This window comes from Streptomyces sp. NPDC043908, assembly GCF_056435525.1.
In genome coordinates this window covers 820,451-835,692 of the sequence record NZ_JBWKEI010000001.1, presented here as the reverse complement: position 1 = coordinate 835,692, position 15,242 = coordinate 820,451, and the positions used below count along the sequence as shown (strand labels likewise).

Below are 15,242 nucleotides of genomic sequence, written 5' to 3'. Positions count from 1 at the left end.
ACTCCACCGGGCCCACCGCTCAAAGGCGCCCAGGACTTCCGGGGCGCCTGTGAACCCAGAGGACCTACTGGGTGATTCCGTACTTCCTCAGGATGCCTTCCGCGATTGCCACGAGCTCGCTGAGGCCGGGTCCGACGGGGCCGTCAGCACGAGCGACCGAGCTGACCGGGCCGCCCTGGGGGGACATGGGTGCGGCGTGGGCGGCCGGGGTGGTCAGGGCGATTGCGGCGGCGGCGAGCGCGGCGGCCGGAATGATCTTCTTCATGTTCTGCAAACGAGCCCTGCGGGTGCAGGGCACGGGTGATAGCGCCCATCGGCCTTCAGAGGTGGTTCTCTCGCGATGTTGACGAAGTGCAGGCGCCGACCGCCGACCACCCGGATTCTGCGGGCCACGATCTTCTCGCCTCAGCCGGTGCGGCGGCGGCTCCGCCTGGTGATCCGAGGCTGCGGGTCCAGGTACGCACCGGCGGCGGGGCTTGCCGCGCCCTCGCCGGACTGCCCCTTGGCCTGCGCCCCCCATTTTGCAACTACTAGCGGGTAGTTCTGCGTTGCGCGCTCGCACCTGCTGGGCGGTGCCTTACGGACGACCGTGGAGTCGACCGACACGACCGCGTCGATGTTCCCGGCCGCGGCCCCCTTGGCCTCGGCGGCCCGGTTCCTGCGCATCGCCCACGCTCGTCCCGTGCCGCCCTGCTGGTTGCCTCACTAAGAACATGGGCAACCCATACAACCCCTGTGCCAGGTCACAGGTCTGATCGAACGGCACGTGCCGTGTGCGTGCCAGTCGACTGATCAGAGGGGACCCCCTTGTCTTCCGTACGTACCACCCGGCGCCGTCTCGGCGCGTGTGCTGCCACCGTTCTCGCTGTGACGGTCGGCGCGGGCGTTCTTGCCTCCCCCGGGGCCGCGGCCGCTCCCACCGCTGCGGCCGGAGAAGTGGCCGCTTCACCGGCCGACGAGAGGAAACTCCCGGTCGACGCGGAGATCGTCAGCACAGGTGACACCGGGTACCTCACCTCCCGCAAGGACGACCTCGGCAACACGGTCCTCGAATGGCACAAATACGCCGACAGCTCGGTGATGCCGATCAACACCGGCACCGTGGGTCACGACAGCAACTCCGACATCGTCGTGACCAGCGACGGCGGCAGCTCGGTCTTCCTGCGGGACATGAAGAGCGGGAACAGTTGGTCCACCTCCTTCGAGCTCGGAGCGGTCTTCAAGCCCGGCTCCAAGCTCGTCGGTGTGGTCGGCGAAAACCTCTTCGTGAGCGTTCCGAGCACCGGGGACTACCGCGAGCTGTGGCAGCTCGCGAAGGTCAACGGCGTCGACCAGAAGACGAAACTCACCTCCGGTGCCTACGGCGTGGACTACAAGGTCGTCGCCTCCACCGGTCACGACCTGCTCATCCTGGGCAGCCGCCGGGTGTTCTCGGGACCGACCTACCGGACCGAGTACTGGAAGGCACTCACGAACGTCAACAACCACGCGGTCGTCGACTGGGGCGGCAGCGAGAGCGTCGGTCCCTGGAGCCAGGACTCCACCGGCGCCTACACCGCCGACTACAAGGCGTGGACCGAATACCCCTCCAGGGGCACCGAGCTCGTCGTGGCCGGAAAGGGGTCGCGCAGGACATTCACCCTGGACAGCTCCCTCAGCCGCGCGGTCATCGCGGGCGTGGCCGGGAACACGCTGCTCTACGGGGTGCCGGGCAAGGCCGCCGACGAGTCGACGAGCCCCCTGTACGCGCGCGGCGTCACCACTGACGAGGCTCCGTACAAGCTGCTGGAGCACTTCTCCAGTGTCGCCCACGCGCCGGACGGCAGCCTGCTCGTCCGCGGCTCAACGGCCGAGGCGGACGGACTCTTCCGGATCGCGGACGGAGGCAGCGGTCGTCCCGCCGTCACCCTCGTCACGGACACCGGCCGCTCCCGCGCCCTGACGGTGACCGCCTCCAACGTGCCGACGGCGGTGAACCTGGAGCAAGTGGGCCGTACGGTGGCGATGGAGTGGACGCTGTCACGCGCGAACGCCACCGTGGACCTCACTCTCACGCACGTGAGCACGGGCGAGAAGCTCACCGCGCGGCTTGCGCAGCCTGCCGGCGACAACCGCTTCACCTTCGTCTGGGACGGAATACTCAACGGCATCAGCGCCCCGAACGGCGGCTACGACTGGCGGATCACGGCCACCCCCGCGGACGGCGCCGGCGGCACGGCGACCGCTTCCGGAAGCCTGCGGGTCTCCCGCGAGGCCAACCCGCACGACTACAACGACAACGGCTCGACCGACGTCCTGGCACGGGACGCCTCGGGTGTGCTGTGGCGCGACGATCTGTTCGACTGGCCGTCGGGCGGCCAGGTCACCACCGCGAAGCGGACGAAGATCGGCGGAGGTTGGCAGGTCTTCAACCAGATCGAGGCTGCGGGAAACCTCGCAGGATCTCCGACGGGCGATCTCGTCGCCCGTGACGCCTCGGGTGTCCTCTGGCTCTACCTGGGCAACGGCGACGGCAACTTCTTGTCCCGTACCAAGGTGGGTGCCGGCTGGCAGGTCTACAACAAGATCACCGGCGGCAGCGACCTCACGGGCGACGGCCGCCCGGACCTGCTGGCCACCGACACCTCCGGCGTCCTGTGGCTGTACAAGGGCACCGGCACTGCTTCCGCCCCGTTCGCCACGCGTACCAAGGTCGGCGGAGGCTGGCAGATCTACAACCACATCACGGCGGTCGGCAACATCGCCGGCGGCGCCGCGGGCGACCTCGTCGCCCGGGACGCCTCCGGCGTGCTGTGGCTCTACCAGGGCGACGGCAACGGCAACTTCGCCTCCCGCGTGCGCATCGGCGGCGGCTGGAACGCCTTCTCCCACATCGTCGGCTCGGGCGACGTCACCGGCGACGGCCGCCCGGACATGGTCGCGTACGGCCCCAACGGCACGTATGTCTACCAGTCGACGGGCTCGGCGACGGCCCCGTTCACCCGGCAGACGACCACGCTGTACGCCGGAGAGGGCGGCAAGTTCACCAACGTGATCTGACGGACCGGACCACCTGACGCAACCGTCCCGGCACGGGCGCGGCCGTGCCGCGTCAGTAACCGCGTCTCGCCGGCGAGACGCGGTACGGCGATGCCGGTTCCGGTGCCGGGCAGCGCAAGAGGAAAGGGCAGCGGGACAGCGAGCGGCAAATGGCTGCCGCTCGCTTCGCGGCCGGGGGGCGAGGCACCGGGAGGTGGCTTCTCCATCCCGGACGCGACCGCGTGGCGGTCCCGCCTCGACCTTCTGCGGGCTTCGCACCCACCAGCTGACCTGCCCACGTGCGAGTGGGCCTGTTGTGCGAAAACGGCCGTGGGCCAGGGACGGGTGCAAGGCCTGGCTGGGCTTGGGCCCGTCTCTCCAGGCGGCTTGCTGACACGCCACGCCCGCAGGCCACGGACCACGCCGCCGCATGCCCGACGTCCGGCCGGGCGAGTGCCTCCCCTACCTCGCCCTATAGCGTTGCCCCGGCCTCGCGATGAGGCCATAGAGCAGCCGAAGGGTACGAAGTGAGACGAAACTCGGTGCGGCGGCAGGGCATACGCCGGCTCATGTCCGGCGGGGCGGTCGCCCTCGCCACCGCGCTCCTCGGGACGGTGCCAGTGGTCACCGCAGCCGCTGACACGCCCCCGCAGACATCCGACAGCGGGTCCACCGGGGCCGCGACCACCGCAACCACCGCAACCACCCCGAACGAAACCACTGCGCAGGACAACTACACCGTCACGCCCGCGGTCTCGCCCGTGGTGCAGAGCGGGCCGCGCAACATCATCAAGCGGGTGCAGGACACCTACGTCAGCAGTACCGACGCCCGCGACCACTCCACGGGCAGCGTTCTGCACATCGGCTCGCCCGACAATGGGACGACCCGCTACCGCAGTTATGTACAGTTCGACGTCGCGCGGCTCAAGGGCGCGGCCATCAAGAGCGCCAAGCTGCGCCTGTACAACTCGTACACCGGCTCCTGCGACGGCTGGTGGATGTACGCCGACCCGGTCGCCGCCGCGTGGAACGAGAAGACCGTCACCTGGGCCACCCGGCCCGCCGTCACCCCCGGCTACCAGGCCTCCGCCAGCTTCGGCCTGGGCAGCTCCGGCTGCCCCGACGTGACACGCCCGTACGACCCGGAGTCCTCCAACGGCATCCACCGCCTGGACGTCACCGCGATGGTGCGCGCCTGGACCAGTGCCACCGCCCCGTTGCCCAACTACGGCATCCAGCTCTCGGCGGGAGAGCTCGACAGCAAGGCGTACAAGGACTTCTGCTCCATGAACCCGAGCGCGTCCGTCTACGCCTGCGACGCCGCGTACAACGCCCCCACCCTGGAAGTCGAGTTCGACGAGGGCTCGCCGGTCGTGAGCGCGGGCAACAGCAAGGCGGTGCCCAACGGCGGCTATCCGGCCGACGTTCCGGCGATCGAGCTGTTCGGCTCGGGCAAAGTCTCCGACGGGCCGTACCAGCGCTGGGTCCCCGACGCCTACCACTCCGTCCCCGACCCGGACAAGAAGCTCTTCCCCACCGTCCGCGCCTGGGGCGGCGGCACGGACCACCGGCTGCGGCCCGCAGGCGCGTATGCCGAGGGCGACCCGGCGAAGCAGGTCATGGTGGTCGCGGACGGCAACAGCGGCTTCGTCGGGGTGATCCCCTACCCGTCGCTGTCGGGCTACAAGTGGGCCTACAACGTGGGCAACGCCGACGTCACCAACGTGCACGGCGCAGAGCTGCTGCCCGACGGGAACATCGCCACCGCGTCCAGCGGGTCGGACACCGTCCAGGTGTACGCGCGGGCCACGGGCGACCCCACCAGCCCGGCCCCCGGCCCCGCGAAGGCCCTCTCCACCAAACCCCTCGAAGAGGCCCACGAGGTGCTGTACGACCCCGCCACCCAGTCGCTCTGGGCGGTGGGAGGCCGCGCGCTGGTCCGCTATGGCTACGACACGGCGACCGGCACGCTCGACGACGGCGAGTCCTTCCCGCTGCCCCAGCAGATCTCCCAGGGCAAGCCCGCCGAGGCCTGGGGCCACGACCTGGAGCCCGTGTACGGCAACCCCGACCGCCTGTGGGTGGGAGCGAACGCCGGGATCGTGCAGTTCTCCAAGTCGGGCCTGACAGAGTGCTACAAGGGCTCCAACCGCTGGCCTCTGGAGGCACAGGTGAGCGACAAGAACCGCTGGTGCACGGACTACGCCGCCGAAGCGGCCCTCAACGTACAGCCGCTGGTGAAGAGCATCGGCAACGACCCGGTCTCCGGGGAACGGTTGACGACCTGCGCGGACGGCTGCGAGGGGTCGAACACCAACCCGAGCTACACCACGTCCTGGCTGCGGTTCGTCACCACCGACGGCATCACGCGGAAGGCACGCTGGTGGGACCAGAGCCAGCACTACCGCGCCCGCTGGATGGTACCGAGCTACCAGTGACCGGCCCCCGCCGACCGGTCCTCAAAAGGACCGGTGTGACCGTGATCGCGGGCGGCGGGAGGCCGGAGGCACGATGTCATGCGTGTTGCGAGGCGGTCATGAACCGCTCTCTGTCGGCAGTGCCTGTTCGAAGCGCAGGTAGCGCTCGATGGACCGGGCCAGGACCTCGTTGCCCTCGGCGGCCACGACGCGGTCCCACCAGGCACCGTAGATCCGGTCGAAGCGGTAACCGGCGAGCAGTTTGCCGGCGGCGCGGACGGCGTCGGGGCGCTCGGGAACGTGGTTGGCGTAGCTGTACATGATGCTGACCCAGCGCGGATCGGGGCCGACGTTGACGATGTCGCCGGTGAAAAGGGCGCCCTGGTCGGTGTTCAGATGCATGACGGTGCTGCCCGGGAAGTGGACGCCCGGGTTGATCAGCGTCAGTTCCTCGGTCAGCCGGTGGGTCTGTCCACTCCAGAAGCGCAGGGCGGGATCGGGGCGGCCGACCCAGTCGCGGTCCGCCTCGTGCAGGTAGACGGGGGCGTCGAAGGCGTGCGCCCAGTCGACCATGGCGGAGTAGAAGTGGGGGTGGCTGATGGCGATCGCGCTGATGCCGCCGAGCTTCCGCACCTCCTGGATCATCGCGTCGTCGAGGTAGGGCACGCAGTCCCACAGAACGTTGCCCGCGGCCGTGCGCAGCAGCAGGGCCCGCTGGCCGATGGCGAACTCCGGCGTGCAGCCGATGCCGACGATGTCCGGGCCCTGCTCCTCGAAACGGCCCTGGTGACCTTCGGCGCGCAACTCGGCGAGGCTGGTCCACTGCTGGCCGTCGCGTCCCACGTACTGGCGCTCGTCCAGGCAGACCGGGCAGTCGGGGCGCGGGGCGGCGTACTGCGTGCCACAGGTGCGGCAGATGGGCAGCGTCGAACCGGTGAGGTCAGCCACGGTCGCCCCCGGCCAGCTCGGTCAGGACGTACGGGCGGCTGGGCTGCCAGCCGAGTTCGGTGACGGCACGCTGCCCGGACACCACCTGGTTCAGGCCCAGCGCCTCGGCGAACGGAGCGCCCACGGCCTCGGCCGCCTGCTCCAGCGGCCAGGGCTCGGCCCGGCCGGTACCTCCCGCGGCGGCATCGGCGGCCGCGGCCAGCGCCGCGACCGGCACCGCCTCGTGTGCCACGCCGTGCAGCACGCTGCCCGAAGCGGCCTTGGTCACCGCCAGCACGAACAGGTCGGCGAGGTCGTCCACGTGCACCATCGGCCAGCGGGTCGCGGCCGGCCCCACGTACCGGCCGGTGCCGTGCTCACGCGCCCAGCCGGTCATCAGCCCGGGAATGCCGCCGCCCCGGCCGTACACGATGCCGGGCCGCACAACGACGGCTCGTAGGTCGTCCCCGCCCGCGGCCAGTACCCGCTGCTCGATCCGCGGGCGGTAGCCGACGATGGCGATGGCGTTCGTGGGCGCGTCCTCGTCGACGGGCGCGTCGCCGGTGGCGCCGAGCACCCACACGCCGCTGGTGTAGACGAGGGCTCGTCCGGAGCCGCGCAGCCGCTCGGTCAGCGCGTCCACGGCCGCCGCGTCCACTGCCTCGTCGCCTGTCGGCGTGGCAAGGTTGATGACGGCGTCGATGTCATCGGTGACGGCGGCCCGCAGCGAGGCCGGGTCGCTCAGGTCGCCCACCACCACCGGGGCGTCGGCCGGCGGCCGGCTGGCGTCCTTCGCGAAGTGGACCACCTGGTGGCCCTCCGCCGCGAGCCGCCGCACCACGGCCGACCCGATGTATCCGGTGGAACCCAGGACGAGTACCTTCACGTCCAATCCCCTTTGTTCGTTGTCCAGTGCACGTGGTGCTCTCCGCCTCACCTGCGGAAACAGAATCTAGGCGCGCTCAAGGAGCGATGGTCGACGCAGCGTGCAGAATCGTTCGACTACGCGTGCAGAGCCGGAGCCGAGCGCAAGGCGGCGGTACTCGCCGGGGGTCAGGCCGTAGGCCTGGCGGAAGGCGCGGCCGAAGACGGTGGCGTTGGAAAGACCCCAGCGAGCGGCGATCGCCTGGATGGGCAGCGCGCGCAGCTCCGGCCGGGCGAGATCGGCGCGGCAGCGCTCGAGGCGGCGGGTCCGGATGAGGGCGGCGACGCCCTCGGGCTCGTCCCCGAACAGCGCGTAGAGGCCGCGCAAGGAGATGTGGTGGTGGTCGGCGACCGCCTGGGGGGTGAGGTCGGGGTCATCCAGGTTGCGTTCGATGAAGACCTTGGCCCGCTCCAGGAGAGCACGGGCACGGACCTCGGGCCCAGTCCCCTCAAGGACGCCGAGCTGCTCGGCCAGGTAGGCCGTGGCCATGTCGAGGGCTGCCCGCCCGAGAGCCGGCAGCTCCTCGCTCCGGCAGTCCGGACCGTTGTCGCACAGGCTCGTCAGGAAGTCGGCCATCACCGCGCCGAGACCGGTGCGGGGAAGCCGACGGGCGACGAGGTGGTCGGCGCGCTCAGCGCGCAGGGGAAGCTCCGATCGCGGGATATGAAGGACGATCGCGCGGACCGGTCCACCGGTGCGGTCGGTGTCACACGCCAACGGGGCCGAGGTATGGGTGACGAGGAAGCCGTCGACGACCGGACCGGAGTCCCGGCCGAGCTGGCAGGCCTTCATCGCATTGCCCCGAACCAGTGCGAGTTGGTACTGCTCGGGGTCACCCTGTCTGATGTGCGCCGGAGTACGGCGCGACCACACGGGCGAGAACTCCAGCGTCGACACCGTGAGCGCGCCCAGCTCGACCGACCCGATCTCGGCGTGGAAGTCCCTCGCCCGATCGGTTCTGATCTCCACGGGCAACAGGTCCGTGGACACCGTCTCGGTGAACCAGTCGAACCTCTCGGCCGCCGGTACCTCACGGCCGGACGCCCGTGTCCACATCCGATGTGCCGCCTCCACAGGCATTGACGTCTCCCCCGATGTGATCTGCGTGAACATTGATGTGACGGATCCGTACGTCTGCGGCCTGCCAGAGATCCGTCCCTGCTTCGTCCTTGGTGTGGGCGCGCCTGGACGCCCGCTTCGCCGGGGGCAGTGAGTTGCCCCGCGCGGCACCGCAAAAACGCGCGTGACGCAGGCCCCGTTGTCCCGGTCCAGGCGCCATCCGGTCGTGCCACGGCCGTATCCGCCGTTCCGAAGCCCCGGCGCCTCCGGCACCACCTGCGATGCCCGGCGCGGCGGACCTTCTCGGGTGGACGCCCCTGTGCGTTTCATGCCGCCACGAGAGGTCTTCCTCGGCCGACGATCTCGCGTAGCAACCTCCCGGCCACCGTCGCCCCGTCCGTACGGATCGCGACCGCCATGGCGTCCGCTCGCGCCCGGGTCCCGGGGTTCAGGACGGTCCTCAGCGCGACCGACAAGGACGCGTACGTCAGCCTCGGTCCGTCGTGCGCTGCGCCGATGCCCAGGTCGGCCACCCGGCTCGCCCAATACGCCTGGTCCGCCGTCTGCGGTACCACCACCTGCGGCACCCCGGCCAGGGCTGCCGTCGTCGTGGTGCCCGCGGCCCCTTGGTGCACGACGACGGCGGACCGCGTGAAAAGTGCCTGCAAGTTGGCTTCGTCGACAGCGAAGCAGTCGCCCTGGCCGTCGGTCACCGCCAGGTCGGGCCAGCCGTGGCCGATGACGACGCGCCGACCCTGCGCGCGGATCGCCTGGACAGCGGCCCGAGCAGTGCCCCGGGCGTCACCGTCACGGGTCGGCATGGTCCCGAAGTCCACGTACACCGGTGGTGTGCCGGCCTTCAAGAACGCGTCCACGCCGGCCGGGAGCGGGCGGTTGTCCGGCCGAATCCACGCACCGGTCTGCACCACGTCGAGACCGGCCGGCCGCGGCCCCGGACTCAGGGTCGCATCCGCCGCCAGCAACGGGCGCCCGCTGAGGACGTGGTCGCGGACGTCGTCCACCGGCGACAGGCCGATCGCCGCCCGCTGGGTGTTGATCCCCTCACCGAACAAGGCGTTCACCTGCTCACCGTTCAGGTCCCACAGCACCCGGTCGTCCGTCGCCTCCGGAGGGAGCGGCCACCCCGGCCACGCGAGGGGCCGATGGCGCGGCCACGGCAGGTGGGCCGGGGAGTAGGTGACGAACACATACGGGACGCCGAGTTTTTCGGCGACCGCCCGCGCGGCGGCTGCCACCGGGATCGGCCCGGCCGCCACCACGACGTCGCATCCGTCCATCGCCGTCGCGACCGCGACCGAGTCGTATGTCGCGGCGACCATCCCGGCCACGCACCCGGACAGCTCCTGCGCCTGCCGGTCCCCCGCCGTCCGCGTCACCACGTCGGCCGCCATCGCGCGCAACGACTGGCCGAACGCCACCACGGGGGTGCCACCCCCCTCCCGCGGCTCCACGAACTCCGGCGGGGCGCACACCTGCACCTGCACACCGCACGCGCGCAGAGCCGCCCCCAGCGCGAGCATCGGCTCCACATCTCCGCGCGAACCGTACGCGACCAGCAACACGCGCATGTCAGGACGTCCTTTGCTCTTCGTTGATTCCGGTCCCGGCCAGTGGGATGTCGCCGGTGGTCTTGCCGTAACCGAGGGACTCGACGATCAGCCCGTCGCGTACGAGCACGAGAGTGACGCCCCGGACCGAGTCGGCCGGTCCGTCACCGAAGCGGTACCGCCAGCGGACGGTAGCCCGTTCACCGGTGACGATCACGGCCTCCGGGTCGAACCGGCCCGTGCGGTCCTCGGCGAGTGCCCGGCAGAACTCCAGGCACGCGGCGCGGCCTTCGTAGCGGGCCCCCTCCGGGGCCGGCTCCTTCGCCTCCATCACACAGTCGTCGGCGATCAGGTCCGCGAGTGAGGAAGCGTCATGGTCGATGAAGGCACGGTTGAAGCGGTGGACGACCTCCGCCGTGGTACGGAACGACGACATGCCGCGAGCCCCTCGGAAGTGGAGTGATCCGTCTGCTGCGCTCGGTGCGGGCCCCGCCGCGCAGCCGGCCTACCCACCGGTGCACGTGCCGTCCTGATGCCGGCACCCGACAGTTCCGACGGCCGGCAGGACCTGGCTCGGCCCGGGCCCAGGGGCAGCCGGTTCCTCGTGTTCTCGCTGCGAGCCGGGCCCGGCATCCGCGACGGCGGGCGCGGGAATCGCGTGTTCGGCGGCGCGGCTGACGTGCTCCCATGCCGCCCAGGTGTCCATGCGGGCGCGGGCGATGTCGAACGCCAGGTCGTAGACCATGCTCCCCAGCAACAGACGCAGCGGCGGATCATCGCTGTCGACCAGCTTGAGCAGCGCTTCCGCCGCGAGCTGCGGATCGCTGTCGACCGATCCCCCGGCGAACTGCCGGGCCAGCTCCTCCCGCAGCGGCGCGTACGCCTCCATAGGGCTGGTGCTGCGCATGGCGGTGTAGAGGTCCGTCCAGTAGCCGCCGGGCTGGATGATGCTCACCTTCACTCCGAAGCGGGCCGCCTCCGCGGCGAGGGCTTCGCTGAGACCTTCCAGGGCGAACTTGCTGGCGCTGTACAGGCCTGTACTGGGAAAGCCGCCCAGCGCGGCGATGCTGGAAACCTGCACGAGGTGGCCGGAGCCCTGCTTGCGCAGGACCGGCATGACGGCCTGGGCAACCCACAGCGCGCCGAAGAAGTTGAGGTCCAGTTGGGCCCGGGCCTCCGCTTCGGTGAACTCCTCGACCATGCCCATCGCCAGCATTCCGGCGTTGTTGACGACGATGTCGAGCCGACCGAAGTGGTCGACCGCCTCGGCGACGGCGGCGAACACCGCTTCGCGATCGGTCACGTCCACCCCGAGAGTCAGGACCTGCCCGGGGTGGGCGGCCGCAAGCGCCTCCAACGGGGCTGTGGTGCGGGCCGCGACCGCGACGCGGTCGCCGCTCATCAGCGCTGCTTCGGCGAAGGCGTGGCCGAGGCCCCGGCTGGCGCCGGTGATGAACCAGACGCGGCCCGCGGTGTCGGCTGGGGTGTGCATGTGCGCTACTCCTGTCTGGGAGCTGGGGTGCCCTGATCTGAGAGGTGAGGCCGGATCTGAGAGGTGAGGTGCCCGGGCGCAATCCGCCGGGCGTGGTGTGTCGATCCTTCAACGTCTCGCCCCACTCATCAACGTCGAAGATCAGTAAGATCCGATAACTCAGGCTTATGACGGGGGTCGGCTACACGTGGAAGTACGTGACATCGAGATATTCCTGACGCTGGCGGAGGAACTGCACTTCGGCCGTGCGGCCGCACGGCTGCACCTCACGCAGGCACGCGTCAGTCAGGCGATCGGCCGTCAGGAACGCAAACTCGGTGGCCTGTTGTTCGACCGGTCCAACCGCCGTCACATCCACCTGACCGCGCTCGGCCGCCAGCTGCGTACTGACCTGTTGCCGGTCTACGCCAATCTGCGCGACAGTCTCGAACGCGCCCGGATGACCGCCCGCGGCAAGACCGAGCGTCTGCGCGTCGGCATGATGCCCTTCAACGTGCCCGATCTGCACCACTTCTGGAAGACGTTCCAGGCTCGTCACTCTCAGTGGGAGCTGCAGATCCGCAGGGCCCCCTACGTCGACCCGTTCGGGCGGCTCCGCGACGGCGACATGGACGTGTTCATCACCTGGCTACCGGTGGACGACCCCGATATCACCGTCGGCCCGGTGCTCTTCCACGACCGTCGTGTCCTGGCCGTCTCCGCGGTCCACGAACTCGCCGACAGAACCGTCGTGCCGGTCGAGGCCCTGGCCGACTTCGCCCATACCATGCCCCCCGAGATGCCCGACTACTGGGAGGACGGCTACCTGCCGTTCTACACGCCCCGGGGCCAGACGCTGGAGCGTGTCGAGCAGGTCACCAATGCCGACGAACTGATCCACCTGGTGATCACCGGCGAGATCGTCCACCCCTTCCCCTCACACGTCACCCGCTACTGGTCCGCGCTGTCCCACGTGCGCTTCGTACCCGTCCCCGACATGGGAACCATCCCCTACGCACTGGTGTGGCGCAGGGACGCCGAAAACGAAGCCATCCGTGCCCTGGCCCAGACCGTCCGCGATATCGGCGCCGTGCGGTTCTGACGACGCCGGCGGGTAACCCCCGTGCCCGGCTTGCGAACGGCGACGGCACCGCCGACGAGGACCGTGAGCGGGCCGCTCCAATCCCCCGGCTTCCACTCCCCCACCGCGAGGCCCACACCAACACCACGGCCCCTGAGCCGGATTCCACGAACGGCATACGAGCTTGCACGAACGGCATACGAGCCGTGGCCCTGGATGCCCTGCCAGGCGGAACCCGTCCGCCCTCATGGGTCCCACCGGCCCAGCGGGCAGGGCCGCACATGGGCGGGGCCCGTATGCAGCCAGGCGGCCCTGTTCTGGGCTGGGGGCTCACCGCCTCGTCAGGAAGCTGCGCCGACCGGGCGGCACCCGACCACGGGTCAGTGGTCGCAGGGCGCGTAGGGATCGGAATCGGGAGACCCGCACCAGATCCATTGCCCATAGGGCCGCACGGTCATCCCGAAGTCGTACACCGAGGGCTCGCCGTGCCGTGCCCACAGGTGGAGGGCGCGCATGGCTTCCTCGGCCAGGCGGCGCGGACCTTGCTGAGCAGCGTCGGCCACGCCGGATCCCGCCTGGCTGAGGGTGGCCCACGAGGAGCGGCCGTCGTAGAGATATCCGTCGACGGTGCCGTCGTCGCGGGGCGTTGAGCCCCTAGCCGGTACCGAGTTTCAAGGACGCGCTGGCCAGGCTCCAGCATGAGGGAGTCGAGCATGTCCGCGATGATCGCCGGACACGACAGGCTGGAACTGGGCACGCCGCCGTCGATCTGTGTCATGCTCGGCGCGTCCACACTCGCGTACACCTCGGACAGCCACCTCTGCGGCTCGCTCTCCCGGTCGATGGGGAGGTAGGCGTAGCCGTCCCAGTGCCACAGCCGGTCCGGCGCGAACTCATGCCGCGGCCGCGCCGCAAAGGCGTCGCGGATCCACGGTGAGTCCGCGCGCCAGGCCCCAGCGCTTCTCCATCGCGACCGCCATCAGGTGGGCGCCCCGTTCCTCACCAGTCACAGGTCTACTTCCTGCGGGTCCCGGACGGAGGGGACGGCGGTTTGCCTGGATGCCGGATCTGTATCAGGCGGCCGGGTCGCGGTGGCGGGTCACGGCCATGCGCGACAGGGCCAGCGTGGCGGCAGTGATCCCGGGCCACAGCGCTCCCATGACGACGTGGAGGAGACCGAGCCAGGCAACCTCCGCACGGCTGTACAGGGCGGCCTGCGCACCCAGACTCGCCAGGCACACCAGACCGATGCACACCGTCATCCACCGATAGAAACGGTGCAGGGACGGTTGCGACCGCCAGCTCGGTGGGCCCCCCACGACCCGGTTCGCGACCAAGCCGGCCAGGGGACGCCCTGCCAGCACCGACAGCAGGCAGGCCGCCGAGGATACCGCAGGCAACAGCATGGGCAACAGGAAGAAACCCCGTGCCTGCCCGGTACCGGCCGCCACGACCGCACAGACCACCGCCAGCAGAGCACCCACCGCCGCATGCCGGAGGTACCGACGGGACCACAGACCACAGGCAAGGACCAGTACACCGGTCACTGTGGCCGCCACGAGCGCGGTCCGCGGCCCCTCGGTACCGTAGGCGACCACGAACGCCAGGGCCGGCGCCGCCGTAGCCGCGAACTCAGGAACGCGGTCGTTCATCGTGCCCCCAAGCCGCATAGCCAGGCGACCCCGTGCACGGGCCCGAACAGCGCGGCGATCTCCCGAGCGTTCCCGGTTGCGATGTTGGCCAACAGAACGGCGAAGCTGACCAGTTCGATGGTTGCCGAGGCGCGCAGCGGCCTGCGTACGCCCCGTGACGCGGGCACGGATCCTGAGTTGGCGGTCATGGGTCACACTTCCGTGGTGGGGCGACGATCGCCGCGAGCACGTACGGCATGAGCAGGAGCTTGGGTCAGCGCGGCTACCGCGCGCCGACAGCGGGGAACATCGGCGCAATCCCCTGGTCGCGCCAGACGACACCGCGACGCTCGTAGGCGAACAGGTGCTCCACCGCGAGCGCGACTTTCGGGCCGACCTCCCGTTCCAGCAGGTACAGGCCCAGATCGAGGCCGGAGGTGACGCCGCCGGCGGTGACCAGGTCGCCGTCGTCGACGACCCGGCCCGGGACCACGTGCACACCGCCCGCGCCCAGCAGGTCCAGACCCTGGTGGTGGGTGGTGGCGTGGCGGCCGTGCACAAGCCCTGCCATCGACAGCACCAGCGACCCGCCGCAGACCGTGGCCACCGTGGTGCCCTGTGCGGCCAGCGCGTCAGCCAGCAGTGTCGGGAGCTTGGTGGTCAGCGCGTGGCCGAGGGTCACGGGAATCTGATCCTCGGCAGAGTCGTCCGCGCCCTGCCCCGGGAGCCTGCCGGCCGCGCCCGGCACCACGACCAGGTCCGCGCGATCCGGGGCCAGAGGAGCGGCGGCCGTCAGCGCGACGCCGGGTATGCCACTCGGTACCTGCCTGGCCCCTTCCGCACAGGCCAGTTCGACGGTCACCCGATCGGTGAAGGCCTGGGCGGCGCTGAAGACCTCGAACGGAGCGATGACATCCAACGGGTCGAACCCGTCGAAGAGGACGAACTGTGCCAGCATCAGCGACTCTCTTTTCCCTCGGTTCCTGACTGCCCGGCTCACGCTAGGCGGCACGACACACCCCGACCATGGGCTCGAATGACACACCTCAACGAGTTCTCGCCACTTCGCCGACCAGCGCCTTCCTGACCCTCAACTTCATGACCTGCAGGGTGTGTTACGGCGGCAAGCGGGCGTAGCCTGCAGG

General features: G+C 70.3%; 15 protein-coding genes. 4 read left to right on the top strand and 11 right to left on the bottom strand.

The features are described 5' to 3' along the window. Positions 1–64: 64 nt before the first annotated feature. A complete protein-coding gene (locus tag AC069K_RS03880) occupies positions 65–265 on the bottom strand; it encodes a hypothetical protein (protein WP_365105011.1) in 201 nt (66 codons plus the stop codon). Positions 266–405: 140 nt separating this feature from the next. Continuing rightward, on the bottom strand, positions 406–666 hold the full coding sequence (locus AC069K_RS03875; RefSeq protein ID WP_478611850.1) for a hypothetical protein: 261 nt from the start codon (positions 664–666) through the stop codon (positions 406–408). Between the two features lie 141 nt (positions 667–807). Here AC069K_RS03875 and AC069K_RS03870 point away from each other — a divergent pair, with 141 nt between their 5' ends. Both AC069K_RS03870 and AC069K_RS03865 read left to right on the top strand, forming a co-directional pair. Then, positions 808–3,039 (top strand): FG-GAP repeat domain-containing protein, encoded by a 2,232-nt coding sequence (locus AC069K_RS03870; protein WP_478611848.1) that lies wholly within the window; start codon positions 808–810, stop codon positions 3,037–3,039. A gap of 506 nt (positions 3,040–3,545) precedes the next feature. Next, positions 3,546–5,456: a DUF6528 family protein gene (locus AC069K_RS03865; RefSeq protein ID WP_478611846.1), complete on the top strand. Its 1,911-nt coding sequence runs from the start codon at positions 3,546–3,548 to the stop codon at positions 5,454–5,456. A gap of 96 nt (positions 5,457–5,552) precedes the next feature. Here the strand turns inward: AC069K_RS03865 and AC069K_RS03860 are convergent, their stop codons facing one another. The 6 genes from AC069K_RS03860 to AC069K_RS03835 form a co-directional block, all read right to left on the bottom strand. Next, positions 5,553–6,383, bottom strand: a complete 831-nt coding sequence (locus tag AC069K_RS03860; protein WP_478611844.1) for an MBL fold metallo-hydrolase — start codon at positions 6,381–6,383, stop codon at positions 5,553–5,555. Continuing rightward, on the bottom strand, positions 6,376–7,248 hold the full coding sequence (locus tag AC069K_RS03855) for an NAD-dependent epimerase/dehydratase family protein (RefSeq protein WP_478611842.1): 873 nt from the start codon (positions 7,246–7,248) through the stop codon (positions 6,376–6,378). Before AC069K_RS03855 ends, AC069K_RS03860 begins: the two co-directional genes overlap by 8 nt. Positions 7,249–7,314: 66 nt before the next feature. Then, positions 7,315–8,367, bottom strand: coding sequence for an AraC-like ligand-binding domain-containing protein (locus AC069K_RS03850; protein WP_478611840.1), 1,053 nt, complete (start codon positions 8,365–8,367; stop codon positions 7,315–7,317). 305 nt (positions 8,368–8,672) lie between these two features. Beyond that, entirely contained in the window at positions 8,673–9,935 is a 1,263-nt protein-coding gene (locus AC069K_RS03845) for a glycosyltransferase (protein WP_478611838.1), read from the bottom strand. Position 9,936: 1 nt separating this feature from the next. Then, entirely contained in the window at positions 9,937–10,350 is a 414-nt protein-coding gene (locus AC069K_RS03840; RefSeq protein WP_478611836.1) for a nuclear transport factor 2 family protein, read from the bottom strand. Between the two features lie 69 nt (positions 10,351–10,419). Further along, positions 10,420–11,406, bottom strand: coding sequence for an SDR family NAD(P)-dependent oxidoreductase (locus AC069K_RS03835; RefSeq protein ID WP_478611834.1), 987 nt, complete (start codon positions 11,404–11,406; stop codon positions 10,420–10,422). A gap of 187 nt (positions 11,407–11,593) precedes the next feature. Between AC069K_RS03835 and AC069K_RS03830 the strand changes: the two genes are divergently transcribed. Beyond that, a complete protein-coding gene (locus AC069K_RS03830) occupies positions 11,594–12,487 on the top strand; it encodes a LysR family transcriptional regulator (RefSeq protein WP_478611832.1) in 894 nt (297 codons plus the stop codon). 359 nt (positions 12,488–12,846) lie between these two features. Here AC069K_RS03830 and AC069K_RS03825 read toward each other — a convergent pair whose 3' ends face one another. After that, a complete protein-coding gene (locus AC069K_RS03825; protein WP_478611830.1) occupies positions 12,847–13,029 on the bottom strand; it encodes a hypothetical protein in 183 nt (60 codons plus the stop codon). 150 nt (positions 13,030–13,179) lie between these two features. Here AC069K_RS03825 and AC069K_RS03820 point away from each other — a divergent pair, with 150 nt between their 5' ends. After that, on the top strand, positions 13,180–13,320 hold the full coding sequence (locus AC069K_RS03820) for a hypothetical protein (RefSeq protein WP_478611828.1): 141 nt from the start codon (positions 13,180–13,182) through the stop codon (positions 13,318–13,320). A 219-nt stretch (positions 13,321–13,539) separates the two neighbouring features. Here the strand turns inward: AC069K_RS03820 and AC069K_RS03815 are convergent, their stop codons facing one another. After that, positions 13,540–14,118 carry a DUF3159 domain-containing protein gene (locus tag AC069K_RS03815; protein WP_478611826.1) on the bottom strand — a complete coding sequence of 193 codons (579 nt, stop codon included), beginning with the start codon at positions 14,116–14,118 and terminating at the stop codon, positions 13,540–13,542. A 262-nt stretch (positions 14,119–14,380) separates the two neighbouring features. Further along, positions 14,381–15,055 (bottom strand): DJ-1/PfpI family protein, encoded by a 675-nt coding sequence (locus AC069K_RS03810; RefSeq protein ID WP_478611824.1) that lies wholly within the window; start codon positions 15,053–15,055, stop codon positions 14,381–14,383. Positions 15,056–15,242: the final 187 nt, after the last annotated feature.